General features: G+C 70.7%; 22 protein-coding genes. 15 read left to right on the top strand and 7 right to left on the bottom strand.

Annotated elements, in window-relative coordinates:
* The first annotated feature begins 38 nt into the window (after window positions 1-38).
* The 3 genes from GC203_RS04320 (at window position 39) to GC203_RS04310 (ending at window position 3732) form a co-directional block, all read left to right on the top strand.
* Window positions 39-1271 (top strand): MFS transporter, encoded by a 1233-nt coding sequence (locus tag GC203_RS04320; RefSeq protein WP_293451692.1) that lies wholly within the window; start codon window positions 39-41, stop codon window positions 1269-1271.
* Between the two features lie 12 nt (window positions 1272-1283).
* On the top strand, window positions 1284-2681 hold the full coding sequence (locus GC203_RS04315) for an MFS transporter (protein ID WP_293451690.1): 1398 nt from the start codon (window positions 1284-1286) through the stop codon (window positions 2679-2681).
* A 70-nt stretch (window positions 2682-2751) separates the two neighbouring features.
* The gene (locus GC203_RS04310) at window positions 2752-3732 is read left to right on the top strand and encodes a methyltransferase domain-containing protein (RefSeq protein WP_293451688.1); all 981 of its coding nucleotides are present in this window, start codon (window positions 2752-2754) and stop codon (window positions 3730-3732) included.
* Window positions 3733-3746: 14 nt separating this feature from the next.
* Here GC203_RS04310 and GC203_RS04305 read toward each other — a convergent pair whose 3' ends face one another.
* On the bottom strand, window positions 3747-4418 hold the full coding sequence (locus GC203_RS04305; RefSeq protein ID WP_293451686.1) for a YceI family protein: 672 nt from the start codon (window positions 4416-4418) through the stop codon (window positions 3747-3749).
* Window positions 4419-4581: 163 nt separating this feature from the next.
* On the opposite strand from GC203_RS04305, the gene GC203_RS04300 reads away from it, so the two are divergent.
* Window positions 4582-6384, top strand: coding sequence for an ATP-binding protein (locus GC203_RS04300; RefSeq protein WP_293451736.1), 1803 nt, complete (start codon window positions 4582-4584; stop codon window positions 6382-6384).
* Here the strand turns inward: GC203_RS04300 and GC203_RS04295 are convergent.
* From GC203_RS04295 to GC203_RS04285, 3 genes are all read right to left on the bottom strand, one after another.
* Window positions 6381-6818 carry a helix-turn-helix transcriptional regulator gene (locus GC203_RS04295; RefSeq protein WP_293451684.1) on the bottom strand — a complete coding sequence of 146 codons (438 nt, stop codon included), beginning with the start codon at window positions 6816-6818 and terminating at the stop codon, window positions 6381-6383. The two genes, GC203_RS04300 and GC203_RS04295, sit on opposite strands and share 4 nt — an antisense overlap.
* 157 nt (window positions 6819-6975) lie before the next feature.
* A complete protein-coding gene (locus GC203_RS04290; RefSeq protein ID WP_293451682.1) occupies window positions 6976-7947 on the bottom strand; it encodes a hypothetical protein in 972 nt (323 codons plus the stop codon).
* Between the two features lie 77 nt (window positions 7948-8024).
* Complete coding sequence (locus tag GC203_RS04285; RefSeq protein WP_293451680.1) at window positions 8025-10064, bottom strand: S9 family peptidase; 2040 nt, start codon at window positions 10062-10064, stop codon at window positions 8025-8027.
* A 188-nt stretch (window positions 10065-10252) separates the two neighbouring features.
* On the opposite strand from GC203_RS04285, the gene GC203_RS04280 reads away from it, so the two are divergent.
* From GC203_RS04280 to GC203_RS04250, 7 genes are all read left to right on the top strand, one after another.
* Window positions 10253-10639: a response regulator gene (locus GC203_RS04280; protein ID WP_293451678.1), complete on the top strand. Its 387-nt coding sequence runs from the start codon at window positions 10253-10255 to the stop codon at window positions 10637-10639.
* 46 nt (window positions 10640-10685) lie between these two features.
* Window positions 10686-11180, top strand: coding sequence for a GAF domain-containing protein (locus GC203_RS04275; protein WP_293451676.1), 495 nt, complete (start codon window positions 10686-10688; stop codon window positions 11178-11180).
* Between the two features lie 85 nt (window positions 11181-11265).
* Window positions 11266-12438: an acetyl-CoA C-acetyltransferase gene (locus GC203_RS04270; RefSeq protein ID WP_293451674.1), complete on the top strand. Its 1173-nt coding sequence runs from the start codon at window positions 11266-11268 to the stop codon at window positions 12436-12438.
* 131 nt (window positions 12439-12569) lie between these two features.
* Window positions 12570-13262: an SDR family NAD(P)-dependent oxidoreductase gene (locus GC203_RS04265; protein ID WP_293451672.1), complete on the top strand. Its 693-nt coding sequence runs from the start codon at window positions 12570-12572 to the stop codon at window positions 13260-13262.
* 134 nt (window positions 13263-13396) lie between these two features.
* Window positions 13397-15475: a TonB-dependent receptor gene (locus GC203_RS04260; RefSeq protein ID WP_293451670.1), complete on the top strand. Its 2079-nt coding sequence runs from the start codon at window positions 13397-13399 to the stop codon at window positions 15473-15475.
* A gap of 167 nt (window positions 15476-15642) precedes the next feature.
* Entirely contained in the window at window positions 15643-18201 is a 2559-nt protein-coding gene (locus tag GC203_RS04255; RefSeq protein WP_293451668.1) for a TonB-dependent receptor, read from the top strand.
* Window positions 18202-18304: 103 nt separating this feature from the next.
* The gene (locus GC203_RS04250) at window positions 18305-18676 is read left to right on the top strand and encodes a VOC family protein (RefSeq protein ID WP_293451666.1); all 372 of its coding nucleotides are present in this window, start codon (window positions 18305-18307) and stop codon (window positions 18674-18676) included.
* On the opposite strand, the gene GC203_RS04245 is transcribed toward GC203_RS04250, so the two are convergent.
* The gene (locus GC203_RS04245; RefSeq protein ID WP_293451664.1) at window positions 18663-20009 is read right to left on the bottom strand and encodes a sorbosone dehydrogenase family protein; all 1347 of its coding nucleotides are present in this window, start codon (window positions 20007-20009) and stop codon (window positions 18663-18665) included. The two genes, GC203_RS04250 and GC203_RS04245, sit on opposite strands and share 14 nt — an antisense overlap.
* Window positions 20010-20115: 106 nt before the next feature.
* Between GC203_RS04245 and GC203_RS04240 the strand changes: the two genes are divergently transcribed.
* From GC203_RS04240 to GC203_RS04230, 3 genes are read left to right on the top strand one after another with little or no spacing between them, the layout of a single operon-like run.
* Window positions 20116-21282, top strand: coding sequence for an acyl-CoA dehydrogenase family protein (locus GC203_RS04240; protein WP_293451662.1), 1167 nt, complete (start codon window positions 20116-20118; stop codon window positions 21280-21282).
* Complete coding sequence (locus GC203_RS04235; protein ID WP_293451660.1) at window positions 21283-22359, top strand: acyl-CoA dehydrogenase family protein; 1077 nt, start codon at window positions 21283-21285, stop codon at window positions 22357-22359.
* 11 nt (window positions 22360-22370) lie between these two features.
* Window positions 22371-23516: a serine hydrolase domain-containing protein gene (locus GC203_RS04230; protein WP_293451658.1), complete on the top strand. Its 1146-nt coding sequence runs from the start codon at window positions 22371-22373 to the stop codon at window positions 23514-23516.
* Between the two features lie 19 nt (window positions 23517-23535).
* Here GC203_RS04230 and GC203_RS04225 read toward each other — a convergent pair whose 3' ends face one another.
* Window positions 23536-25035, bottom strand: a complete 1500-nt coding sequence (locus GC203_RS04225; RefSeq protein WP_293451656.1) for an MBL fold metallo-hydrolase — start codon at window positions 25033-25035, stop codon at window positions 23536-23538.
* Between the two features lie 22 nt (window positions 25036-25057).
* Entirely contained in the window at window positions 25058-25687 is a 630-nt protein-coding gene (locus GC203_RS04220; RefSeq protein WP_293451654.1) for a TetR/AcrR family transcriptional regulator, read from the bottom strand.
* Window positions 25688-25882: 195 nt separating this feature from the next.
* Between GC203_RS04220 and GC203_RS04215 the strand changes: the two genes are divergently transcribed.
* Entirely contained in the window at window positions 25883-26806 is a 924-nt protein-coding gene (locus tag GC203_RS04215; protein WP_293451652.1) for a VOC family protein, read from the top strand.
* Window positions 26807-26808: the final 2 nt, after the last annotated feature.

Here is a 26808-nt window from a genome sequence, read left to right as displayed (position 1 = left end):
GGCGGCGGCGTCACGGCGGAGAGGGCTGTTGAGGCGCCATGCTGAGCGCGGTCCGGTCCGTCCGCAGCCTGCTGATGGCCATCATGATCCTGATGGCGGGGGCCGGCTTCATGGGGACGCTGGTGAGCGTGCGGCTGGAGCACGCGCGCGTGGACGCCCTCCTGATCGGCCTGGTGGCGACGGCCTATTTCGCCGGGCTGACGCTGGGATCGCTCCAGGCGGGGCGGGTGATCGCGCGGGTGGGCCACATCCGCGCCTTCGCCGCCTTCGTGGCGCTGCTGACCGCCAGCACCCTGAGCTTCGCGCTTCGCCAGGACGTGGCGCTGTGGTCGGTGCTGCGGTTCGTGAACGGCTTCTCGGTGGCCGGGGTCTACGTCTGCCTGGAGAGCTGGCTGAACGAACGGGCCGAAGCGGCGGATCGCGGGCTGGTGCTGGCGGCCTACATGATCGCCCTCTACGCCGGCCAGGCGGCGGGGCAGTTCCTGCTGGAATTCGACCGCGGCTCGCCGGGCCTGCCGTTCATCGCCGGCGCGATCCTGATCTCGCTCTCCATCATCCCGATCACGCTGACGGGCGCGATCAGCCCGACGCTGGGGGCCTTTCCACCGCCGTCGCTGGGCCGGCTGTACGCGATCTCGCCGCTGGGCATGGTCGGCGCCGCGGTGATCGGCCTGATCATGGGCGCCTTCTACGGCCTGGGCGCGGTCTACGCCCAGAGGCTGGGCCTGGGGCTGTCGGCGACCGCCGGCTTCATGAGCGCGGTGATCGTGGGCGGCGTGGCCCTGCAATGGCCGCTGGGCTGGCTGTCGGACCGTCTCGACCGGCGCAAGGTGATCGTCGGCGCCTTCGCCGGGGCGGCCCTGGTCGCGGGGACCATGGCGCTGCTGGGCGCGCCGGGCCCGCTACTTCCGATGCTGGGCGGCCTGTTCGGCGGGCTCAGCTTCGCCCTCTACCCGCTGTGCGTCGCCCATGCGAACGACCATGTGGCGCCCGAGGAGCGGGTCAGCGCCACCAGCGGACTGGTGCTGGTCTATTCCGCCGGCGCGGCGATCGGCCCGCTGGGCGGCGCCTCGGCGCTTTCGCTGCTCGGGGCCGTGGGGCTGTTCGCCTTCATCGCCATTTGCGCGGTCGCGGCCCTGGGCTTCGGCCTGTGGCGGCTGGCGGCGCGGCCGCCGGTGCCCAGCGCCCAGCAAGGCCCCTACCAGGCCCTGCCGCGGACCACGCCCGTCTCGGCGGCCCTCGATCCCCTGGCCGCCGTCGAAGAGACCTGAACCGGAGCGCCCATGAGTCCTGACGAGGCCGCCAGCCAGCCCGACCTGATCGACCAGACGCGCCACGCCGCGTCGCCCGCGGCGCTACGCCGGGCCGTGGCGGCCTCGGCGATCGGCAATGCGACGGAGTGGTTCGACTACGGGATCTACGCCTATGGCGTGACCTACATCTCCCAGGCGCTGTTCCCCGGCGAAGCCCAGGAGGCGACGCTGTTCGCCCTGGCGACCTTCGCCGTCTCGTTCCTGATCCGGCCGCTGGGGGGCATGGTCTGGGGCCCCTTGGGCGACCGGTTCGGGCGCAAGTCGATCCTGGCCATGACCATCCTGCTGATGGCCGCGGCCACCTTCCTCGTGGGCCTGATCCCCAGCTACGACGACATCGGCTTCTGGGCGCCGGCGGCGCTCGTGGCCCTGCGGATGATCCAGGGCTTCTCCACCGGCGGGGAGTATGGCGGGGCGGCCACCTTCATGTCGGAGTACGCCCCCGACAAGCGCCGCGGCTTCTTCGGCAGTTTCCTGGAGTTCGGCACGCTGTCGGGCTTCTCGCTGGGGGCGATCCTGATGCTCTCGGCGTCGTTCCTGCTGGGCGACGAGGCGATGCACGCCTGGGGCTGGCGGCTCCCGTTCCTGGTGGCGGCGCCCCTGGGCCTCGTGGGGCTGTACCTGCGCTCGCGGATCGAGGACACGCCGGTCTTCAACGAACTGTACCACGCCGAGGACATCGCGGAGAAAGACGCCCCGCACCTGGGCCAGCTGTTCGCGCGCTATTGGAAGCAGATCCTGGTGCTGAGCGGGCTCGTCGTGGCGCTCAACGTGGTGAACTATACCCTGCTCAGCTACATGCCGACCTACCTGGAGCGGCGGCTGGGCCTGTCGACCGGCGAGGCGCTGGCCGTGCCCATCATCGGCATGCTGTTCATGATGGCGGTGCTGCCGTTCGCCGGCGCCCTGTCGGACCGGATCGGGCGCAAGCCGATGTGGTGGATCTCGCTGATCGGGCTCTTCCTGCTGGTGATCCCGCTCTACCACCTGATGTCGGTGAGCCTGGCGGGCGCCATCGTGGGCTTCGCGCTGCTGGGCCTGCTCTACGCGCCGCAGCTGGCCACCATCTCGGCGACCTTCCCGGCCATGTTCCCGACCCAGGCCAGGTTCGCCGGCTTCGCCATCGCCTACAACGTGGCCACCTCGCTGTTCGGGGGCACCGCGCCGGCGATGAATTCGTGGCTGATCTCGGAGACCGGGGACACCCTGATGCCCGCCTACTACATGATGGGCTCGTGCGTGGTCGGCATGATCGCCCTGGTGTTCATGGTGGAGACGGCGGGGCAGTCGCTGCGGGGCACTCACCCGCCGGGCACCGAGGCGTCCAAGAGGCAGTTGGCCGAACGGGACGGCGCGGTCCGCCCCTGACCGGCGGCTCGCGAGTTGCCGAGACCACGTTCGCACGGATAGAGGCTTGGGTGTTCCACCGGACGCCCTGATGAGCCGCGCACCCCTTCTCGCCCTGATCGACGTCGCCCGCGGCCGCGGGCTGGAGATCGGCGCCTTCCACCGGCCGATGATCAGCCGCGACATGGGGCCGGTGGAATATGTGGACCGGGCCTCGCGGGAAGACGTGCTGCGGACGTACGCCGACAGCGACGAGGTCCGGGCGGAAGACGCCGTCGAGGTCGATCACATCTGGGGCGAGCGCAGCCTGCTCGACTGCGTCGGCGGCGCGCGCGCCTTCGACTATGTGGTGTCGAGCCATGTCATCGAACACGTGCCCGACCTGTTCGGCTGGCTGGGCGAGATCGCCGCGGTTCTCGTGGACGGCGGCGTCGCCGGCTTCGTCGTGCCGGACAAGCGGCGCAGCTTCGACCTGGCGCGGCGCGCCAGCCACGGCCCGGAATTCGTCGACGCCTATCTGCGCGGGCTGAGACGGCCGGGGCCGCAGCAGGTGTTCGACTTCTGCCACCACTATCGCGACCCGGGCACCGGCGCCGACCGGGACGGCCGCGTGGTCGACGAGGCCAGCCTGACGGCGAGCGCGCGGGCGGCCTTCGCGATCTGTCGCGAGATGGAGGAGGCTGGCCAGTACATCGACGCCCACTGCTGGGCCTTCACGCCGCGCAGCCTGCTGGGCGCGCTGGACCTGTGCAGCCGGCTGGGACTGCTGCCGTTCGAGATCGCCCTGCTGGCGCCGACGCCGGCCGGCTCGCACGAGTTTCTCCTGGCGCTGCGCCGCCTGCCGGAGGGGTCGAGCCTGGAGGCGCAGCGCGAGGCCTTCCGGGCCAGCTGCGCGTCGCTGGACCTGCCGCCGGAGAGCGAGTCGGTCGGCGGCGACGTCGACGAGCTGCGGGCGAGGGTCGAGGCCGCGCTGGAGCGGGTCGCCGCCATCGAAAGCTCGACCAGCTGGCGGATCACCGCGCCGCTGCGCGCGGCGGCCACCCTGGCCCGAAGGCTGGCCGGCCGCGCCTGAGGCGGGTCGCCCGCCTACTTCTTGGTGAACTCGGTCTCGATGGCCACGTCGATCCGGTCGCCGACGCCGAGCGTCGTGCCGGGGGCCGGCAGGCCGTAGGCGATCCCGAAGTCGGAGCGGTTGAAGGCGCCGTGGGCCGAGAAGCCGACACGAGCCCCGGCGGGGTCCATCTGCCCGGCCTTGTAGCCGCCGTTGTAGGTGGCTTCGAGGGTGATCGGACGGGTGACGCCATGGAGGGTGAGGTCGCCGGTGATGGTGGCGGTGCGCGGGCCCGTGGGCTCCACCTTCGTGGAGGCGAAGGTGATGGTGGGGAACTTGTCGGCTTCCAGGAACTGCTTCTCCACCTGGGCGTCGAAGTCGAGCTTGGCGGGATCGGGATAGTTGGTCTGCAGCGAATGGGCGTCGATGGTCGCGGTCACGCTCTGGGCCGCCGGGTTGGCGGGATCGAAGGCGAGCTTGCCGTCCATCCGGGTGAAGCGCGCGGTGTAGTTCGACAGGCCGATGTGCGAGAGCCGGAAGTTCACGCTGGTATGCGAGAGGTCCATCACATAGTCGCCGGCGTCGGCCGTTGAGGGCGCCTGCGGGGCGGGCGCGGCCTTCGCGGCGGGTTCGGCGGGCTTCTGCGCCGGCGGCGGCGAACAGGCGGCGAGCGCGCCCAGCGCGATCAGTGGAACCAGGGGTCTCATTCGTCTCCTCCAAATCTCTACGCCCCAAGGACGCGCCGGCGGGCTTCGTTCCGACACCGGGGCCGAACACGACCAGTGCGTGCAGGCCTTGCTCGGTTGACGTGTGGTTAACTTAGCGTCGCTAGGTTCGGAAAAAACATCAGGGGAGGAGCTGTTGACGCGGGTGGTCGACAGCGTCGGGGAGGCTGAACCGAAGGCGTCGTCCTCCGGCCCGTCGGGCTTTGCCTTCTTCGCGGCCTCGACCCGCAACTTCATTCCGCGGATCATCTCCAGCCTCGCGATGGCGGCCGTCATGGCCAGCTATCTGCCCTGGGCCTGGTCGATCGCCTGGCTGGCGGCGATCTGGAGCGGGCTCGCCGTCAGCCAGCGGCTGGTGTCGGCGATGGAGAAGGCCGGACCCGGGCCGGCGGCGAGCCGCCTGTGGCGGCTCAGCACGGCCTCGAGCTTCGCGGCCACCGTCGCGCAGTGCCTGCCGATCGGCGCGCTCTGGCTGACCGGCCAGCCGATCGCCCAGGCCTTCGCCCTGACCGCGGCGATGATCGGCTGCGCCTATGTGCTGCTGCAGTACTACGCCGACCTGAACCAGTTCCGCCTGTTCCTGACGCCCTACGCGGCGACGCTCGGCGCCCTCGCCGCCAAGCTGGCCTGGGACTCCGGCCTGTCGACGCCGGCCCTGATCACGGCGGGCGCGGCGCTGGTGGCCATGGTCAACTTCCTGCATTCGGCGCGCCGCCTGCTCGACCGTTCGCGCGGGGCGCTGCGCCAGGCCCGCGCGCGGGCCCAGGAGAAGGAGTTGGCGGCCGAGGCGGCCAACCGCGCCAAGAGCGCCTTCCTGGCCACCATGAGCCACGAGATCCGCACCCCGCTCAACGGCGTGCTGGGCATGGCCCAGGCCATGGCCGCCGACGGCCTCAGCGCCGTGCAGCGCGAGCGGCTGACCGTGATCCACCAGTCGGGCGAGAGCCTGCTGGCGATCCTCAACGACGTGCTGGACCTGTCGAAGATCGAGGCGGGCCGGCTGGAGCTGGAGTCGATCGAGTTCGACCTCGGCGAGGTGGCGCGCGGGGCGCATTCGGCCTTCACCGCCCTGGCCAACAAGAAGGGCCTCTCCTTCGCGCTCGACGTCGAGCCGGCGCGGGGCCGCTACCGGGGCGACCCCACCCGCCTGCGCCAGATCCTCTACAACCTGATCTCCAACGCCCTGAAGTTCACGGACCACGGCGAGATCCGCGTGACGGCCGCCTACGACGGCGAGGCGCTGAGCGTGTCGGTGCGGGACACCGGGGTGGGCGTGTCGGGCGAGAACCTCGACCGCCTGTTCGGAAAGTTCGACCAGCTCGATTCATCCACCACCCGGCGCTTCGGCGGCACGGGCCTGGGCCTGTCGATCTGCCGCGAGCTGGCCCGCCTGATGGGCGGGGACATCGTCGTCGAGAGCGAACTGGGGCGTGGCTCCTGCTTCACCCTGCGGGTCCCCCTGGCCAGGGTGGGCGACGCCAAGCCCGCCGCCGGCCTGCCGGTCGGGTCCGTCGAGGCCGCGCCCGAGCGACCCCAGGTGGCCCTGCGCGTGCTCGCCGCGGAGGACAACGCCGTCAATCAGCTCGTCCTGAAGACCCTGCTGCACCAGTTCGGCGTCGAGCCGACCGTGGTCGACAACGGCCGCGCCGCGGTCGAGGCCTGGGCGCGGGAGGCCTGGGACGTGGTGCTGATGGACATCCAGATGCCCGAGATGGACGGCCTGGACGCCACCGCGCGGATTCGCGAGCGCGAGCGCAGCACCGGACGGGCGCGCACGCCCATCGTCGCGCTGACCGCCAACGCCATGTCGCATCAGGTCGAGCAATACATGGCCGCAGGCATGGACGGCCATGTCGCCAAGCCGATCGAAGCAGAAGCCCTGTTCGCCGCGCTCGATGCGGCGACGGCCGTGGCCGACGACGACGACGTCAGGGCCGTGGCCGGCTAGTACTCGTCGGCGACGACGCGGACCAGCTCGACGATCTTGCGGCGGATGGCGGCTTCGGCGATGCGCGGGAAGGCCGCCATCAGCTCGGCGCCTTCGGTCGAAAGCATGAACTCCTGGGCGGCTTCGCGCTGGGCGGACACGGCGTCCTGGTCGCCCAGGCCGTCGTAGAAGTAGGCCACCGGCGTCTTGAGCGCGGCGGCGATCTCCCACAGCTTCGATGCGCTCACGCGGTTGGCGCCGCGTTCGTACTTCTGCACCTGCTGGAACGTGATCCCCAGCGCGTCGGCGAGCCGTTCCTGGCTGACGCCCATCTCCTTGCGTCGCATGCGGATGCGCAGGCCCACATGGCGGTCGACGGGGTGCGGCCCGTCATTCCGGGCGGCCGGAGCCTCTCCCGCAGCGTCCTCGAACTCTTGTTGCAATGGACCGATCATGTCCTCGACTTCTTGATTGGGAGGCCGCTCCGCCCCCCGACGGCGCAGCCTCCACGTCTGAACCTCCCCCGAGGTACGTCCTTAAGTTGAGGCAGCGTGGCGCCCTTGGAAAACCGACGCCTACCCATTTTGGGGGCATGGCTCGTTCTCGTTTCGATCAGGCTGCGCCCTGCAACGACTGTATTTCGTGTTCCCACTCGGCCACGACCCCAAGATCTGCCAATGCAGCGTACAGGCGGTAGAGCTGCGACTGATTGTCCAGAACGAACTTGACCAGCAGTTCCTTGGCCAAGACCCGCGACGTGACGACGTATCCGTCCTCGATTCGTTCGCATCTGCCGTCCTTCAGCAGCCGCGCCAGCCGGCGACGAGTCGTCTCCGGGGGGATTCCTAAACGCTCGGAGAGGGCGGCCGCGCGAACCGGCCGCCGATGGGCGTCGTCCACGAAGCTGTCGGGCGACCAGTCGCCGTCCGCGCGGCCGCCTTCCGTGTCGGGCAGGTGCTCGGTGTTGGCCTGGAACATCTCAAGCAGGATCAGCCCGCTCACGAGGTCGCCGATGTGCAGCGAGATCGGCTCGGCCAACCGCAGGATGTAGTTCGACGACAGGCGCAGGACGAGCCGGACCGGCGGGTTCGCGGGATCGAAGCCGCCGACCCGGGGCTTGGGAAGTTCATCGAGCAGCCCGATGCCGCGAAGGCGGACATAGAGGTTCCGGACCAGCTGATAGTAGGCCTCGGCGACCGCCTTGTAGGCCGGCGAAGTCAGGGGCGCTGTCGGGATGATGACGCCGCGCGGAACGGACTGGACGGCGCCGATCTCGATGAGCGCGGCCACGCGCCGCCGCGCCGTCTCGAACGGAATCCGCAGCGAGTTGGCGACGGCGTTGATGCTGACGGGCCGGCGCAGCTCGTCGGGCGGCGGCTGGTCCAGCCTGGCGTAGAGCCGCTGAAGCTCCGGGTCCCGGGTGATCTGGGCGACGTTCGCCTGACTGATCGCGGCCAGGAGCAGGCCATCGATCACATCGCGGCCAAAGCCACCGAGCTTGACCAGGTCAAGCGCAAAGCCGATCGACAGTCGCGTCGCCACGCGAAGGGCGTCGTGGGGCGCTTCCCGCGCCATCCTGAACATTCCCCCGAACTAGAGCGTGTCCGGGCGAATAAACCATGATCCGCGAGACTTGACACCTGCTCCGGAGTCGCCGGCCCTCACTTGAAGCGTTCGAACCACGCGACGATGGACTCCGCCTTGGCCGCCGACTGGGACGGACGTGCGGCGATGCCGCCATGGCTGGCGCCCGGAACGCGGATCAGCGCCGTCGGCACGCCGCGGAACTGCAGGGCGGCGAAGTACTGCTCGGCCTCGGACGGCGGGGTGCGGTTGTCCTCTTCGCCGACGACCACGAGGGTGGGGGTCTTCACATTGCCCACCAGCGAGAGCGGCGAACGCTTCCAGTAGGCCTCGGGGTCTTCCCACGGCATCTTGCCGAACCAGTAGGGGCCCATGAAGACGTAGCCGTCGGTGGTCAGCACCTCGCTGGCCCAGTTGATCACCGGCTTCTGCGTGGCCGCCGCGCGGAAGCGGTCGGTCTTGCCGACGATCCAGGCGGTCAGCACCCCGCCGCCCGAGCCGCCGGTCACATAGAGCCGCTTGTCGTCGACGAAGCCCTTGGCGATGGCCGCGTCCACCACGCTCATCAGGTCGTCGTAGTCGTGGCTGGGATAGTTGCGGTCGATGGTGTTGGCGAAATCCTCGCCGTAGGACGTGGAGCCGCGCGGGTTGGAATAGACCACCACATAGCCGGCGGCCGCGTAGAGCTGGTCGTCGGTGGAGAAGGTCGGGCCGTAGGCCGAGAACGGGCCGCCGTGGATCTCGAGGATCAGCGGGTATTTCTTCGACGGGTCGAAGCCGGGCGGGGTGACGATCCAGGCGCCGATGGCCTTGCCGTCGTAGCTCGACTTGACCGGCAGCGCCTCGACCTTGCCCAGGGTCTTGCCGGCGAACAGCCCGGCGTTGAGGTCGGTCAGGCGCTGGACCTTGCCGCCCCGCAGGACCGCCAGATCGGCCGGGTGCTCGGGCGTGGAGTCGGTGAAGGCGATCAGCCCGCCCTTGGCGATCGAGAACTCGCCGCCGGTGTAGGGGCGGTCGAGGCCGCCGCCGCCGATCTGCTGGATCAGGGTCTCGACCTTCCCGTCGAGGCCGACGCGGGCGACCTTGGTGTGGCCTTGGTCCTCGTAGGCGACGTAGAGGCTCTTGCTGTCGGCGGCCCACTGCGGGGCGGCGACGCTGCGGTCGAGGCCGGCGGTCAGCGAGCGGGGGTTCGAGCCGTCGCGGTCCATCACGTAGAGCTGGACGTTCTCGTAGCCGCGGTGGCGCGCGTCGTCGTAGCCGACGTAAGCGATCTTCGATCCGTCGGGCGAAGCCACGGGGGCGAAGTCGGGTCCGACGCGGTGGGTCAGGCGCGTGATCGGGCCGCCGTCCACGCCGACGCTGTAGACCTCGGCCTCGCCCGGATCCCGCTCCCAGTTCTCAGCCCGGTTGGTGGCGAAGAGGATCGCCTTGCCGTCGGGCGTGAAGTCGATGGGGCCAGCGTCGTCGAACTTGCCGAAGGTGAGCTGGCGCGGCGCGCCGCCGTCGGCGGCGACCGCGAACAGGTGTCGGTAACCGGGCTTCAGCAGGCCGGCGCCGTCGGCGCGATAGGTCACCCGATCGATGATCTTCAGCGGGTCGGCCCACTTGGCGCCCTGCGGCTTGGCCATCGGCGCGGCCAGCGGCTTGGGCTCGTCGATCGTCAGCATGGTGAAGGCGATGGTCTTGCCGTCGGGCGACCAGGCGATGTCGTTGGGCGCCTGCTCCAGGTCGGCGATGCGGGCGGAGCGGCCGGCGTCGATCCAGCGGACGTAGAGCTGCGCGCCGTTCTCGCCGGCGGCCACATAGGCCAGACGCGAGCCGTCGGGCGACCAGCGGGGCGCGAAATTGGTCTTGCCGTCGGCGACCAGGGGCGTCTGGGCGCCCGTGCGGGGATCGACCAGCCAGATCGAGCGCTGCGCCTTGTCGGCCATGATGTCGTTGCTGACCCGGACGTAGGCGATCGCCCCGCCGTCGGGACGGACCTGGGGATCGGCGGCCTGCTGCAGCCCGAACAGGTCGCGGGGGCCGAGCGTCGCGGCGGGGGATTCGGGAACTTCGGCCCGCACCGCGCTTCCCAACGACAGAACCGCCGCCGCCGCCAACACCGCCCACCGCATCGCGTTCTCCCCGGACTGCCGAACAGGCCGCGCAGAAGAAGCGGCGGCGCATGGTTTGTCCAGCCGGCCATGTGAGATCAGGCGATGCGCGTCGGGCCGCGCGCCCCCAAACTGGGTCGGCCTGGACTGGCCGGGTGGCGTTCTTGGGTCTAAGCAACCAGATGGCGATCCTCAGCGGGGGATGACCCATGGCGAGGTCCATACTGATCGTCGACGACGATGACGCGCTCCGCGGCGTGCTCGCCCGTGTCCTGAGCGCCGCCGGCTACGACGTCAGGAGCGCGCCCGGCGCCGACGAGGCGCTGCGCGATATCCCCGCCGACATGCCCGATCTGCTGATCACCGACATTATGATGCCCTTGGGCGACGGGGTGGAGCTGATCCGGGAGACGCGGCGCCGGTGGCCGGACGTCGCCATCGTCGCCATGTCGGGGCGCAGCCTCGGCAAGCTGGACCTCCTCAAGGCCGCCGAGCGCCTGGGCGCCGACGCCAGCCTCTCCAAGCCGTTCTCTTCGGACGAACTCCTGCTGACGGTGGAGGACGTGTTCGCCCGTCCCACGCCGCCTGGCGCCTAGCGCGCGCCCCTGGCCGGCGCGGCGCGCGCCCGCTACATGACCGCCCATGGCCGAAGCCTTCAACGAGACCGTCCTGCCCGCCGAGAAGGCCGCCCGCTACGCCGCCGTGGCCGAGGAGATCGCCGCGGTGCTGGACGGCGAGCCCAACCGCACCGCCCGGATGGCGACCGTCGCCTCGATGCTGGCCAACAGCTTCGACCACTATTTCTGGACCGGCTTCTACGTGGTGGACGAGGCCAAGGCCGACGAACTGGTGGTGGGCCCGTACCAGGGCAGTCTCGGCTGCCTGCGGATCGCCTTCGGGCGCGGGGTGTGCGGCGTGGCCGCGGCGACCGGCCAGACCCAGGTGGTGGACGACGTCCACGCCTTTCCCGGCCACATCGCCTGCGACAGCCGCTCGGCCAGCGAAATCGTCGTGCCGGTGACCGGCCCGGACGACCGGCTGATCGGCGTGCTGGACGTGGATTCCGACCGGCCCGCGGCGTTCGACGCGATCGACCAGGCGTGGCTGGAACGGATCCTGGCGGCCGCCTTCGGGTAGGCGCGTTGTCTTACGCAGCGGCGCCCCGCTAGAGGGGGAGAAAGCGCCTCTCCAGGCGCAACTGACGAGTCAACGGAGCACTCAAATGGCCGAGGCCTATATCGTCGCCGCAACCCGCACCGCCGGCGGCCGCAAGGGCGGGCGCGTGCGTGGATGGCACCCCACCGACCTGGGTGGCGTGGTCCTGAACGAGCTGGTGGATCGCGCCGGCGTCGATCCGGCGGCGGTCGAGGACGTGATCATGGGCTGCGTCATGCAGGTGGGCGAGCAGTCCACCAACGTCGCGCGCAACGCGGTGCTGTCGTCCAAGCTGCCGGAAAGCGTGCCGGGCACCTCGGTCGACCGCCAGTGCGGCAGCTCGCAACAGGCGCTGCAGTTCGCCGCCCAGGCGGTGATGAGCGGCACCATGGACGTGGTGATCGCCTCGGGCGTCGAGAGCATGACCCGCGTGCCGATGGGCCTGTCGGTCACGCTGGCGGCGAAGGAAGGCTTCGGCGTTCCGAAGAGCCCGAAGCAGGAAGAGCGCTACCCGAACATCCAGTTCAGCCAGTTCATGGGCGCCGAGATGATGGCCGAGAAGTACGGCCTGACGAAGGACCAGCTGGACGAGTTCGGCTACCACAGCCACCAGCGCGCGATCGCGGCGACCCAGGGCGGGGCCTTCAAGGACGAGATCCTGGCCATCGACGGCCTGGACGCCGAAGGCAACACCGTGCGCCACGATAGCGACGAGGGCATCCGCTACGATGTCAGCCTCGACGGCATGCGCGGCGTGAAGCTGCTGCGCGAGGGCGGCCGGATCACGGCGGCCACGTCGAGCCAGATCTGCGACGGCGCCTCGGGCGTGATGATCGTGTCGGAGAAGGCGCTGAAGGAGCACAACCTGACGCCGCTGGCGCGGATCCACCACCTGTCGCTGCTGGGCCACGACCCGGTGATCATGCTGGAGGCCCCGATCCCGGCGACGGAGCGGGCGCTGAAGAAGACCGGCCTGTCGATCGACGACATCGACCTGTTCGAGGTCAACGAGGCCTTCGCCTCGGTGCCGGTGGCGTGGCTGCAGAAGACGGGCGCCGATCCGGAACGCCTGAACGTCAACGGCGGCGCCATCGCGCTGGGCCACCCGCTGGGCGCCTCGGGCACCAAGCTGATGACCACCCTGCTGTACGCGCTGAAGAACCGCGGCAAGAAGTACGGCCTGCAGACCATGTGCGAAGGCGGCGGCATGGCCAACGTCACGATCGTGGAACGGCTGTAGCGCTCGTCTGACCGTCATCCCCCGGCTCGTCCGGGGGATCCAGATACGCCGCCGCTTGCGGGTCGCCCCCGAATTGCGGTGCTTATGGATGGCCGGGACAAGCCCGGCCATGACGATTCAAGGGGTTCGGAATGAGCGCGCGGGTCATCGCCATCACGGGCGCCTTCGGGGTGCTGGGCCAGGCCGTGGCGAGGGCGGCGGCCGGGCAGGGCGCGCGGCTGGCGCTGATCGACTTCGCCAAGGACGCGCCGGCGGGCCTGCCCTCGGGGCCGGACGTGCTGGTGCTGGCCGGCGTCGACCTGACCGACGCCAACCAGACGGGCGCGGCCATCGACGCCACCGCCGACCGGTTCGGCGGGATCGACGCCCTGCTGAACATCGCCGGCGGCTTCACCTGGGAGACGCTGCAGGCCGGGTCGTGGGAGAGCTGGCCGGCCATGTACCGGCTGAACGTGCTGACCGCGGCCAACGCCAGCCGCTCGGCCATCCCGCACCTGAAGCGCAGCGCCGCGGCCCGGATCGTCAGCGTCGGGTCGGCCGCGGCGCTGAAGGCGGGACTGGGCATGGGCGCCTACGCCGCCGCCAAGGCCGGGGTCCACAGCCTGACCCAGGCGCTGGCCGAGGAGCTGAAGGGCGACGGGGTGACGGTGAACGCCGTGCTGCCGTCGATCATCGACACGCCGACCAACCGCAAGGATATGCCGGACGCCGATTTCTCGGCCTGGGTCGCGCCCGGCGACCTCGCCGCGGTGATGCTGTTCCTGGCGAGCGAGGCGGCCGGGGCGGTGACGGGCGCCCTGATCCCGGTGACGAACCGCACCTAGGCGGCAGGCGTATCGTAGCGGCGCCTGTTACGCCGATGCCGCACCGCTTCTTCGAAATTTCAGCGGTAAGTGAACGCTGGTAGCTTGTCGGCGCGAAGCGCGCGAAGGTGACGGCCAGGGAGGGGACCCCGAAGATGGGCCCATGGCTGTTCATCGCCGCGGCGGTCGCGCCGGCCGCCGCTCAGGAACCTGCGCCGCCGGTCGAAGCCGCGCCGGACGAGGCCGGCCGCGGCGTGATCGCCTATCCGCCGGCCTTCTTCGCCGACTCGCGGCCGACCAGCGCCTACGACATGGTGCTGCGCGTCCCGGGCTTCACCTTCGACAAGGGCGTCGCCGTCCGCGGCCTGGCGGGATCGGGCGGCAATGTGTTGATCGACGGCCAGCCGCCCGTGGCCAAGAACGACGGGCTGGACGAGATCCTCAAGCGCATCCCGGCCGGCTCGGTCGAGCGCATCGAGCTGATCCGTGGCGGCGCGCCCGGCATCGACATGGAAGGCCGCACCATCCTGGCCAATGTCGTGCGCAAGCAGACGGCCGGGTTCCACGGCGCGTTCTCGCCCAGCCTGATCGCCGCCTACAACGGCCTGGTCCTGCCGGGCGTCCGGTTCGAGGGACAGTGGCGCTGGCCGGGCGGCCGGGCGGCCGAATTCAGCCAGGTGCTGGGGACCGGCATCCTGACCAACACCGAATACGGCGACGGGCCGCGCATCCGCTACAACGCCGACGGCTCAGTGCGCCTGGCCTCCAAGATCGGAACCGAGAGCTGGGGCACGCGGATCAACACCACGGCGGCCTACGAGACGCCGCTGTTCGGCGGCCAGGCGCACGTCAACGGCGCGCTGATCATCAATCCCGGAACCGTGGAGCTCTACGACCACTACCGCAGCCGCTCGGGCCTGGAATACGAGTTCGACGACAACCGGAAGAAGCAGCTGGAGCTGGGCGGGCGGTTCAGCCGGCCGCTGGGCGGCGGGGTCGACCTGGAGACCACCGCCTTCCAGCAGTTCAGCCACCTGCAGACCGACGTCCACTTCGAGGCGCCGGGCCTGGCGCGCGACTTCGCCCTGGACCGCAAGTCGACGGAGAGCACGGGGCGGGTGGAGCTGCGCGCCCGCGGCCTGCCCGGCCTGACCATCGAGGCCGGCGTCGAGGGGGCGTTCAACCACCTCGACAGCGAGACCGAGCTGAACGTCAACGGCGTCGCGATCGCCGTGCCCGCCGCCAATGTCACCGTGGAGGAGTTGCGCGGCGAGGGCTTCGCGCGCGCCACGTGGCGGCCTGCGCCGACCCTGACGCTGGAGGCCGGCGCCCGCCAGGAAGCCTCACGCGTCACGTCGGACGGCGATGTGGCGCTGCGCAAGTCGCTGCACTTCCTGAAGCCGCGGGCGGCGCTGACCTGGTCGCCGGACGCGAAGAGCCAGCTGCGCGTGCGGGTCGAGCGCGAGGTGGGCCAGCTGAACTTCGACGACTTCGTCGCCTCGCCGAACGTGGCTTCGACCGGGACGGTGGTGGCCGGCAACCCGGACCTGACGCCGCAGCAGGCGTGGGTGTACGAGGCCGCCTACGAGCGGCGGTTCTGGGACGGCGGCGCGGCGCTGATCACGGTGCGCCACTACGATATCACCGACACCGTCGACCGTGGCCCGGCGCGCGACGCGACGGGCGCGATCATCCGCGATCCGGTCACCGGCCAGGCGGCCGCCGATCGGCCCGACAACATCGGCAAGGGGACCAAGCGCGAGGTGCAGGCCAGCGTGACCCTGCCGCTGGACCGGCTGGGCGTGCGCTCGGGCCAGCTCAAGCTGCAATCCACGTGGCGCGACACCAAGGTCACCGACCCGATCACGGGCCAGAAACGGGAGATTTCGGGCCAGCACCCGGTCGACTGGGAGGCGCACTACAGCCAGGACCTGCCCGACTGGAACGCCACCTGGGGCGTCGACGTGATCGGCCAGTACCGCGAACGCTATTTCCGGCTCTCTGAGGTCGAGACCAAGAAGTACTCCACCTGGGTGGTGGTCTACGGCGAGATCAAGCCGCGGCCCGACACCTCGGTGCGGCTGGAGCTGAACGGGGTGACGATGCGCGACGCCCGGCGCATCCGCGAGGTCTACATCGGCCCGCGCAGCCTGGGTCGGCTGGACTACGTCGACGAGCGCGACCTGGAGTTCAAGGGCAGCGTCACCCTGCGCCTGCGCAAGACCTTCGGCTGAGGCCGGCCGAAGCGCCGGAATCCCTTGCTGCGTAAGGGAAAGCGATGCACGGGCGCCTCACTTGTGATCGCCGATAACGCATCGGCTCGAGTCGAACGCCGTTCGTCATCGATCCGTCGTGCAGCCACGCTAGGGCGGCCCCAACGCGCTTTGCGTAGGGATAGACGATGACCATTTCACGTGCGCGGCTGGCGGCCGCGGCGAGCAGTGTGGCTTTGGCCGGCGTTTGCGGAGCGGCCGCCGCCGAGGAGGCCCCGGCGATCCAGGAGATCGTCGTCACCGCCCAGAAGCAGCAGCAGCAGGCCATCGACGTGCCGATGTCGCTGACGGCCTATGGCTCGGACCGCCTCGAGGCCCTGGGCGTGCAGGACTTCGCGGGCCTGTCGCAATTCACGCCGGGCTTCAAGGTGCAGGACCAGTCGCCGAACAACCCCGGCTTCGTGATGCGCGGCATCACCTCGGACTCCACCGACGCCTTCGCCGAGGCGCGCGTCTCGGTGTTCCAGGACGGCGTTTCGATCTCCAAGGCCCAGGGCTCGTACGTCGAGCTGTTCGACCTGGAGCGCGTGGAGGTGGCCAAGGGGCCGCAGTCGACGCTGTTCGGCCGCGGCGCTCTGATCGGCGGGGTCAACCTGATCGAGAAGAAGGCCTCGACGGCGGGCGTGGACGCTTATGCCCGGGGCGAGCTCGGCGACTACAGCTACAGGCTCATGGAAGGCGCGGTGAACATGCCGATGGGCGACCAGCTCGCCGTGCGGTTCGCCGGCCGCTACCGGACGCGCGACGGCTATGTGAAGAACGCGCTCGGCGGCGAGGACTTCCAGTCGGTGGACAGCGGCGCGGCGCGGGCCGCCATCCGCTGGGAGCCGACCGACCGGTTCACCGCCGACCTGATCTTCAACTACCAGGAGGACCATCCGAGCGGCACGGCGTTCAAGGCCGGCGGCTATTCCCCGACCGACCCGGCGACCGGCCAGGTGCTGGCCGACCGCTCGCCGCAGAGCCCCGCGGCGCTGGCCGCGCCGGCCAACTTCCAGGGCGGGATGAAGCTCGGCGTCGACCGCAAGGTGCGCGGCGCCACCGGCCTGGTCTCGTACAGGCTGTCGGACGCCGTCAGCGTGGATTCGATCACCGCCTGGCGGGACTACGCCAGCAAGGAGGTCTTCGATCCCGACGGCCTGTCGCTGCCGATCCTGACCGGGCTCAACGACGGCGACGGCGACCAGTGGAGCCAGGAGCTGCGGATCACCTTCGACAACGGCGGCCGGGTGAAGGGCTTCATCGGCGGCGACCTGTTCTCGGCCAGGGACCATCACCGCGTCCCGCTCCAGTTCGACGAACGGATGGCGCTGGCGGTGGTGACGGGCCAGCTCAGCGGTTCGGCCGCGGGCACGGGCCTGCCGGCCACGACGCCGGCCCCCGCGGCGCTGTTCGACAACCGCGCGTTCACCGGCGCCCTGCTGCAGGGGCTGGTCGGCCAGCTGAGCGGCGGAAAGCTGCTGCTGACACCGGCCCAGGCCGCGGCCATCGCCGCCAACCTGCGCTCGAACCACGTCGAGGAGGCCACCGACACCAGCGACCTGGACTCGTACGACCTGTTCGCCGACGCCACGATCAGCGTGACCGAGAAGCTCGAGCTGTCGGCGGGCGTTCGCTACACCCGCGACGACAAGACCACGGGGTTCAGCTCGCGCGTCGTCGGCGGGCGCAGCGTGCTGGGCGGAGCCCTCGGCGCGGCCCAGCTCGCCGCGACCGGGACGGCGCAGAGCCTCGCCCAGGCCCAGGCGATCATCGGCGCCCTGCAACTGCCGATCGTCCAGGCGATCCCGGAAAGCCAGCTGCCGCTGTTCGGCCTTACGTTCCAGCCGACGACCGGCAACGGCCAGACCTCGTCCCAGTCGCTGAAGGACGACGGGATCACCTGGCGCGCGGTGGCCCGCTACGCCGTCTCGCCCGACGCCAACCTCTACGCCTCGGTGGCGCGCGGCCGGCGGCCCGAAGTGCTGGCGACGGCCGGGCCGTCGACGCCCGGCGCGGCCGCCAGGTTCAGCACGGTGAAGGCCGAGACGGTCGACAGCTACGAGGCCGGCGCCAAGCTGGCGCTGTTCGAGCGGCGGCTGCGGGTCGACACGGCCGTCTACCGCTACGACTACGACAACTTCCAGACCGTCGAGCAGCGGGGGACGCTGTTCGTGACCACCAACGCCGGCAAGGCCAAGGCCTACGGCTTCGAAGGCCAGCTCGACCTGGCCGCGGCGGAGGGGCTCAACCTCTATGCGACCTACGCCTTCAACCACGCCCGGTTCGACGGCGGCGCCTATGACGGCAATCGCCTGCGGCTGTCGCCCGACCACACGCTTTCCCTGGCGGCGTCGTGGCGGTTCGCCCTGCTGGGCGGCGAGGTCGACGTGCGGCCGAGCTACGTGTGGCAGTCCAAGGTCTATTTCGACGACAGCAACGACCGCGCCGCCTTCCAGCAGCCGCCGAACGTGTTCGTGGCCGACAACATCCAGGACGAGGTCCAGAAGGCCTACGGCCTCTTGAACCTGCGCGTGTCGTGGACGCCCGAGGCGATGCCGCTGACGTTCGAGGCCTTCGCCACCAACCTGACGGGCGAGGACTACATCATCGACGCGGGCAACACGGGCGACAGCCTGGGCCTGCCGACGTTCATCGCCGGGGCGCCGCGGATGGTGGGCGTGGGGCTGGTCTGGCGCTACCGCTGATCGTCGGCGCTGTGAGCGGAGATCGTCGCGATCGCGCGGTCTCCGCTTGCGCTTCCGCGCAGGTCATCGGCTAGACCTTCCGTCCCATCGGAAGGGGATACCCATGATCGGCTACGCCACCATCGGCACCAACAACCTCGACAACGCCACCAAGTTCTACGACGCCGTGTTCGCCGCCCTGGGCGGCCAGCGCACCTTCGCCATGGGCGACCGCATGCAGTTCTACGGCAGCAAGGCCGCGCCGGGCATGGTCGCCGTGTGCAAGCCCTACGACGAGAAGACCGCCTCGTGCGGCAACGGCAGCATGTTCGGCTTCCCGGCCGCGACCAAGGAAGCCGTCGACGCCGCGCACGCCGCGGCCCTGGCCGCCGGCGGCGCCGACGAAGGCGCGCCGGGCGCGCGCACCGACAACTTCTACGGGGCCTATTTCCGCGATCTCGACGGCAACAAGATCTGCGTCTTCAAGATGGGCTAGGCCCCTCGGACGGGGCGGGCTTGGCCGGCGCGACGCGCCAGACGATCCCGCCCACGTCGTCGGCCACCAGCAGGGCGCCCGACCTGTCGACGACCACGCCGACCGGGCGGCCCTGGATTTCGTCTTCCGCGTTCAGAAAGCCGGTGAGGAACACCTCGGCCGGCGTCTGCGGCTTGCCATCGGCGAAGGGTACGAAGACCACCCGGTAGCCGTTGAGCGGCTGGCGGTTCCACGAGCCGTGCTGGCCGATGAAGGCGCCGCCCCGGTAGTGAGCGGGGAAGGCGTCGGCCCTGTAGAAGGTCAGGCCCAGGGCGGCGGTGTGGGCGCCCACGCCGTAGTCGGGCGCGATGGCCTTGGCCACGAGGTCGGGCTTCTGCGGCTTCACGCGGTCGTCCACGTGCTTGCCCCAGTAGCTGTAGGGCCAGCCGTAGAAGCCGCCGTCCCTGACGCTGGTGAGATAGTCGGGCGGCAGGTCGGGGCCGATCTCGTCGCGCTCGTTGGAGACCGTCCACATCGCGCCGGTCGTCGGCTCGAAATCGATGCCGTTGGGGTTGCGGATGCCGCTGGCGAAGACCCGCGCCTGGCCCGAGGCGATGTCGTAGACCCAGATGGCGGCGCGTCCGGTCTCGGCTTCCATGCCGTTCTCGCCGATGTTCGAGTTGGAGCCGACCGTGGCGTAGAGCTTGGTCCCGTCGGGGCTGGCCACGACGTTCTTGGTCCAGTGGTGGTTGATCGGCCCGCCGGGCAGGTCGAACACCTTGACGGGCGGGCCGGAGGCCTGGGTCTGGCCGTCCACATAGTCGAAGGCGACCACGCCGTCGGAGTTGGCGACGTAGAGCTTGCCGCCCACCAGGGTCATGCCGAAGGGCTGGTGCAGGCCCTCGTGGGCGAAGATAGCGCTGGTCTCGGCCACGCCGTCGCCGTCGGTGTCGCGCAGCAGGACGATCTTGTCCGGGCTCTTCCGGGCGGAGCCGACGTTCTTCATCAGCATCTTGGCGAAGAAGCCCTTGATCCCCTGGCTGTTGACGTCGGCCTCGCTGGGTTCGGAGGCGGATTCAGACGCCAGCACGTCGCCGTTCGGCAGGACGTAGAGCCAGCGCGCGTGGTCGAGGCCCTGGGCGAAGCGGGTCACCGTGAAGCCCGCCGGCGCGCGCGGGGCGGCGTCGCGCGTCCAGCCGACCACCTTCGGAATCCCGACCATGGGGATGAGGCTGTGCCGGGGCGCCGGCAGCCTCGGGTTCGGCCCAAAGCCGGCGAGGGGATCGTCCGAGCCGGGCTGGGCGCAGGCGGAGAGGCAGAGCGCGGCTGCGGCGGCCGGCCAGAGCTTGTTCATCGGCGTCTCCTTCGGGCGCGCGGCTTACGTCGCGGCGCCGTTGCTTCGGCGGTCGAAAGGCGATGCACTGCCATATGAGGAAACGAGAAGCGAGACGGGGCGGGCCATGGACCTGACGCTCACGCCTGAACTGGCGGCCTTCCGCGAGGAGGTGCGGGGCTTCCTGGCGGCGCACGCGGACGAGTACGAGGCCGGCGCGCCGAAGGACCCCAAGGCGTGGCAGAAGCTGCTGATCGCCAACGGCTATGCGGCGCGCACGATCCCCAAGGCCTATGGCGGCTATGGCGCCGAGCCCGACATCCTGAAGTCGCGGATCATCGCCGAGGCCTTCATCGACGCCAACGCCCCGCGCGGCATGGCCGGGCAGGGGATCTCGATGCTGGTCCCGACCCTGCTGGAGGTGGGCTCGGAGGAACAGAAGACGCGCTGGATCCCGCCGACGCTCAATGGCGACATCCTCTGGTGCCAGGGCTATTCCGAACCCGGCGCCGGGTCGGACCTGGCGAGCCTGCAGACCCGCGCGGTGGAGGACGGCGACGACTTCCTGATCTCGGGGTCGAAAATCTGGACCAGCACCGCGGCCCAGGCGCAGATGATGTTCTGCCTGGTGCGCACCGAGCCCGACAAGCCGAAGCACGAGGGCATCAGCTACATCCTCTTCCCGATGGATACGCCGGGGATCGAGGTGCGGCCGCTGAAGACCATGACCGGCCACGCGGAGTTCAACGAGGTGTTCTTCACCGATGTGCGCGTGCCCAAGGCCAATGTGGTGGGCGGGCGCGGCCGCGGCTGGTTCGTCGCCAACACGACGCTGAAGCACGAACGCGGGATGCTGGGCGATCCCAACGCCACCGAGGCGCGGCTGAAGGCCCTGATCGAGTTGATGGCGAGCGAGACGGTCGACGGCCAGCGGATCATCGACAATCCGGTCTTCCGCGACCGGCTGATGCAGCTCCAGGCGCGGGTCTTCTCGATGAAGTTCAACGGCCTGCGCACCATGACCGACGAGACGGCCGGCCTGGCGCGGATGATCGTCAAGCTGCAGGGCTGCGAGCTGAACCACCAGGTGGCGGCGCTGGCCATCGACGCCCTGGGCGAACTGGGCATCCTCTACCACGACGGGCCGCACCTGCGGGCCAAGGGGAACTGGCAGCGGAACTACATGTTCGACCTGGGGCTGATCATCGGCGGCGGCACCGCCCAGATCCAGAAGAACATCATCTCGGAGCGGGGCCTCGGCATGCCGCGCGAGCCCAAGGCGGTGGAGGCCTGAATGCGGTTCGCGCTCTCCGAAGACCAGACCCTGCTGCAGGACAGCCTGAACAAGGCCCTGGCCGACCTTTCGCCGCTGGACCGGGTGCGGCGGTTCGCCGATTCCGACGCCTGTTCCGCCCCGGACATCTGGGCGGGCCTGGCCGAGCTGGGCCTGCCGGGCCTGATGGTTCCCGAGGAGCATGGCGGCCTGGGCCTGGGGCTGCTGGAGGCGGCGCTGGCGGCCGAGGCGCTGGGTCGCGTGGTGGCGCCGACGCCATTCCTGGGCTCGGCGGTGCTGGCGCCGCTGGCGCTGACGCTGGCCGGGTCGGACGAGCAGCGGTCGCGCTGGCTGCCGAAGCTGGCGTCCGGCGAGGCGGTGGCGGGGGCGGCGATCTCCGAGCCCATCGCCGGCGCGCGCGAGGGGGCGGGCGTAAGCGCGGACGGCGGCCGGCTGACCGGCAAGTCGCTGTTCGCCCTGGACGCCCCGGGCGCCGACCTGATCGTGGTGGCCGACCGCAAGGGCGCGCTGCACCTGGCGGCGGCGGCCGAAACCGCCGAGATCATGCCCAGCATCGACGCGACCCGGCGGCTGGGCGAGCTGACCTTCCGCGACACACCGGCCGAAGCCCTGGCCTCGAACCAGGCGCTTGAGCGGCTGCGCGACGCGGCCTGGGTGATGCTGGCGGCCGACACGCTCGGCGCGGCCCAGGCGATGCTGGACAAGGCCGTGGCCTACGCCAAGGAGCGCAAGCAGTTCGGCCGCACCATCGGCAGCTTCCAGGCGGTCAAGCACCTGTGCGCGGAGATGGCCGCCGAGCTGGAGCCGGCGCGCGCACTGGTCTGGTACGCCGCCTACGCCTTCGACCACGCGCCCGACGAGGCGCCGCTGATGGCGGCCCACGCCAAGGCGCACCTGTCGGAGATCGGCCGCTTCGTGGCGCGCACGGCGACCGAGGTGCACGGCGGGATCGGGATGACGGACCTGCTGGGGCTGCACTACTGGTTCAAGCGCATCGGCCAGAACCGCCAGTTGCTGGGCGGGCCGGAACGGGTGAGGGAAACCGCCGCCAGGCTACAGGGCCTGATACCGGCATAGGGGGAAACGACATGGCCGACGGATCCGTGCAGGGACACGTCCACGACCGCTACGCGGGCGTGCGCACGACCTTCGAGGGCAACCTCGACAATGGCGCCGACGTGGGCGCGGCGTTCTGCGCCACGGTGGAGGGCGAGATCGTCGTCGACCTCTGGGGCGGCTTCGCCGACGAGGCCAAGACCCGGCCCTGGACCCGCGACACGATCATCAACGTCTATTCGACGACCAAGACGGTGACGGCGCTGACCGCGCTGATGATCGCCGACCGTGGCGACCTCGATTTCGACGCGCCGGTGGCGAAGTACTGGCCCGAGTTCGCGGCGAACGGGAAGGACCGCGTGAAGGTCAGCCACCTGATGAGCCACGCGTCGGGGCTGTCGGGCTGGAAGGAGAAGATCTCCAAGGACGACCTCTACGACTGGGACAAGTGCGTCAGCCTGCTGGCCGCCCAGGCGCCGTTCTGGGAGCCGGGGACCGCACCGGGCTACCACGCCATCACCCAGGGCTATCTGGTGGGCGAGGTGATCCGCCGGATCACCGGGCGCACGGTGGGCACGGTGTTCCGCGAGGAGATCGCCGAGCCGCTGGGCGCCGACTTCTGGATCGGCCTGCCGGCCTCGGAAGACGGCCGGGTCGCCGACCTGATCCCGCCGCCGCCGGGGGCCGCCATCGGCGAGGGTGGGGGCCAGACCGAGATCCAGGCCAACATGTCCAACAACCCGGGTGTCGACGTGCTGGCAACGCGCACCCGGGCCTGGCGGGGCGCCGAGATTCCCGCGGCCGGCGGCACGGCCAACGCCCGCGGCATCGCCGAGGTCCACGCCATCCTGGCCAACGGCGGGGTGGCCAAGGGCAAGCGCTTCCTGTCGGAGGCCGGCTGCCGCAAGGCGCTGGAGCTGCAGATCGAGGGCCAGGACCTGATCCTGGGAACGCCGGCGCGCTACGGCATGGGCTTCGGGCTGTCGGGCGGCCTGCTGCCCCTGCCCAACCCCAACACCATCTACTGGGGCGGTTACGGCGGCTCGCTGGCCATCATCGACATGGATGCCCGCACCAGCTTCGGCTACGCCATGAACAAGATGGCCGGCACGACGCAGGGCGACGTGCGCGGCCTGGGCCTGGCCATGGCCATGTGGGAGGCCCTGGGGCTGCTCTGACCAGCCCCGCCGGCCGCGCCTATTGGGGGACGCGGCCGATCTCGAAGGCCGTGGAGCCGACAGGCAGGGTGTAGAGGCTGCCGTCGTCGGCCAGGTCCCACTTGCCGCCATGCCGGGCGCTGTCGAGGCCGCGGGCGAAGATCTCCTTGGCGATGCCGTTATCCGGCGCCGGCAGCAGATGGTAGAGCACCAGCAGGCGCGCGCCGGCCTTGTTGGCCATGTCGGCCGCCTCGGTCGGCGAGATGTGGTAGCTCTGGATGTCGCGCATGATGTGCGCGACGCGCGGCCGGTTCTTCTCGCGGGCCGACTGTTCCAGCGTGCGGATCATCTCGCGGTTCAGCGCCTCCGAAACCAGGATGTCGGTCCCGCTAGAGGCCACGGCCAGCGGCGCATAATTGGTCGTGTCGCCCGTTATCACCGCCGAGCGGCCCTTGAAGTCGAAGCGGTAGGCGTAGGCCGGGCGCGCCGGGGCGTGGTTGGTCTCGATGGCCGTGACCTTCATCGAGCCATCGTCCAGCACCACGGTCGAGCGGACGCCGCCGGGGCCGGGGACCTCGGGCATGGTCACGGTGTGGGCGATCATCTGCGCCGTCGCCGGCGGCATGAGTTCGGCGGTGTGGTGGGCCGTGCGATAGCCCTCGTCGAGCGTGTAGGCCTCGTTGAAGCCGGCCACCACCTGTTCGATCCCCGGCCCGCCGTAGACGGCCAGCGGCGCGGGCCGGCCGGGCACCCAGGTCTGCAGGTTCAGCTCGCCCAGGTCGCCGATGTGGTCGGAGTGGAAGTGGGTGATCATCACGCCGGCCACGCGGTCGAGCGGCAGGCCCCAGAGCATGAGGTTCTTGGTCGACTCCGGGCCTGAGTCGACGATGTAGATCTTGCCGCCGGCCATCACCGCCACGCAGGCCTTGGCGCGGGCGAGGCTGGGGAGCGGCGCCGAGGTGCCGCAGGTGGCCACGCGCAGGGCGTCGTCGCCCAGCAGGGCCGAGTTGTCGCGGCCCACGTTCTGACGGACGAACGCGGCGAACATCCGGTCCTGGATCGCGGGGCTGTGCAGGGCGAGGGCCATCACCGCCGCGACCGCCGCGGCGCCCCCCGCCCAGATGGCGGCGTTGCGGGCGATGCGGCCGGTCGGAACCGGTTCGGCCGGCGGGTCCTTCTGGCCGCGCACATGCAGCGCCAGGACCACGACGGCGCCGATCTCGATAGGCAGGTTGGCCGCGAGGCCCGCGGGCGAGCCGGTCACCGCCCAGCCGAGCAGGCGGCCCACGATGACCGCCGACAGGGCCAGGGCCGCAGCCATCAGCGGCGCGCGCCGGCCGGTCCACAGCCCGACGAGGCAAAGCGCCGACAGGGCGAAGAACATGCCGCCCATGTCGCCGCGCAGAGTGGAGAAGCCGGGGACGCCCAAGGCCACGATGTTGAAGCGCGCGGCGAGCAGTTCGGGCGCGACCCAGAAGCCGACGCCGAGGAGGGCGAACAGCAGGGCGTAGATCGTGATGACGACCTTGGTGATGCGCATGGTCGGGGTTCCTGGGATGGGGTCAGGCGGCGGAGGGATGTCCGGCGAAGATCGCGGCGGCGGCCTTGGCGGCCGTCGCCCGGGCGGAGGCGGCGTCGAGGCCGAGGCCCCGCAGCAGCCCGAACGCGAGGTCGCGCGACAGGGCGGCGGCCTCGGCGGGGGTGTCGTGGTTCAGCACGCGGGCCACCGCGATCTGCACGAGGCCCACGGCCATCAGCACGCCGGCTTCGAGCGAGACGCCCACGAACTGGCCCGCGTCGAGGCCGGCGCGGATGTCGGCCCGGACGCCGCGGTTCATGGGCAGGTCGGGGATGGCCGCGCCGTGGAACAGGCGGTTCTGCAGCCGCACGCCCGGCGGATTCTCCAGCGCCAGGCGGGCGAAGCCGCAGAGCGAGCGGGCGATGCGCTCGGCCGGATCGGCGACGCCGTCGGTCACCTCCGCAACGAAGGCCTCGACACCCTTGCGGACCTCGTCGGCCAGCGCCTGGGCCAGGGCCTCCTTGTCGGGGAAGTGGTTGTAGAAACTGCCCTTGGCGACGTCGGCCGCCGCGACGATGTCGTCGATCGAAACGCCGTCCACCGAGCGGTCGGCGAACAGCGCCTGTCCTGCGCGCAGCAGCGCGGCGCGGGTGCGGACCCGGCGTCTGTCCATGCGCGGTGCGGGGAGCGGGGTCATGACGGCCTATAAATGACGATAACGTCAGTATTGAACTAAAAAGTCAGAAACGCAAGCGGCCAAGCTCCGTCGCGCCGCGCGGACTGCGATTTGACCAAATGGTCATAGTTCCGCTTGACCGAGGCGTTGCCCGGGGCACATGATTGACCAAATGGTCAATCGGAGCCGGCCGTGAGCCTGATAAGGGTGGAAGACATCGCGTTCGTGCGCTTCCGCGCGCCGGACCTCGGCGAGATGGAGGCGTTCCTTGAGGACTTCGGCCTGATCGCCGAGCGCCACGGGGACACGCTCTACGCCCGCGGCGCCGGGCCCGCGCCGTTCCTGCACGCCACGCAGGAGGGCGAGCCCGGGTTCGCGGGCCTGGGCCTGCGCGCCGCCTCGGTGGCCGATCTCGAAGTCCTGGCCCGCGCCGAGAACGCCGAAGTGGCGCCGCTGGACGCGCCGGGCGGCGGACAGACCGTGCGGCTGACCGATCCGGACGGCCACGTGGTGGAGGTGGTGGCCGGCCAGGCCGCCGCGCCGGCGCTGGACCTGCCGGTCCGGCCGCCGTGGAACACTGCCGCGGCCCATCCCCGGCAGCGGGCGACGAAGCGGACCGGCGCGGGCGCGGCCCACGTGGTCCGGCTGGGGCACGCGGTGCTGAACGTGTCGAACTTCCGCGCCTCCGAACGCTGGTGGAAGGACCGCTTCGGCTTCATCACCTCGGACGAGATCGCGGTGTCGCCGGAATTCTCGCTGGGCGCCTTCCTGCGCTGCGACCGCGGGGCGACGCCGACCGACCACCACACGCTGTTCCTGATGCAGAGCCCGCGCGGCCCCGGCTTCAACCACGCCGCCTTCGAGGTGGCCGACCTCGACGACCTGATGGCCGGCCACGACCGGCTCAAGGCCGCCGGCCGGCACGCCGAGTGGGGCGTGGGCCGCCATATCCTGGGCAGCCAGGTCTTCGACTACTGGCGCGACCCCTGGGGCCACACCCTGGAGCACTGGACCGACGGCGACCTGTTCACCGCCGACGACCCCGCCAACACCGCCACCCTGCAGGACCTCCTGGGCGTCCAGTGGGGCCCGCCGCCGCCCCCCACCCTCGGCTGAGG

Origin of the sequence: Phenylobacterium sp. (genome assembly GCF_016124325.1) — a bacterium.
Classification (GTDB): Bacteria; Pseudomonadota; Alphaproteobacteria; order Caulobacterales; family Caulobacteraceae; genus Phenylobacterium.
The sequence above is the reverse complement of the archived record's forward strand: the minus strand, read 5'-3'. Positions and strand labels throughout refer to the sequence as shown.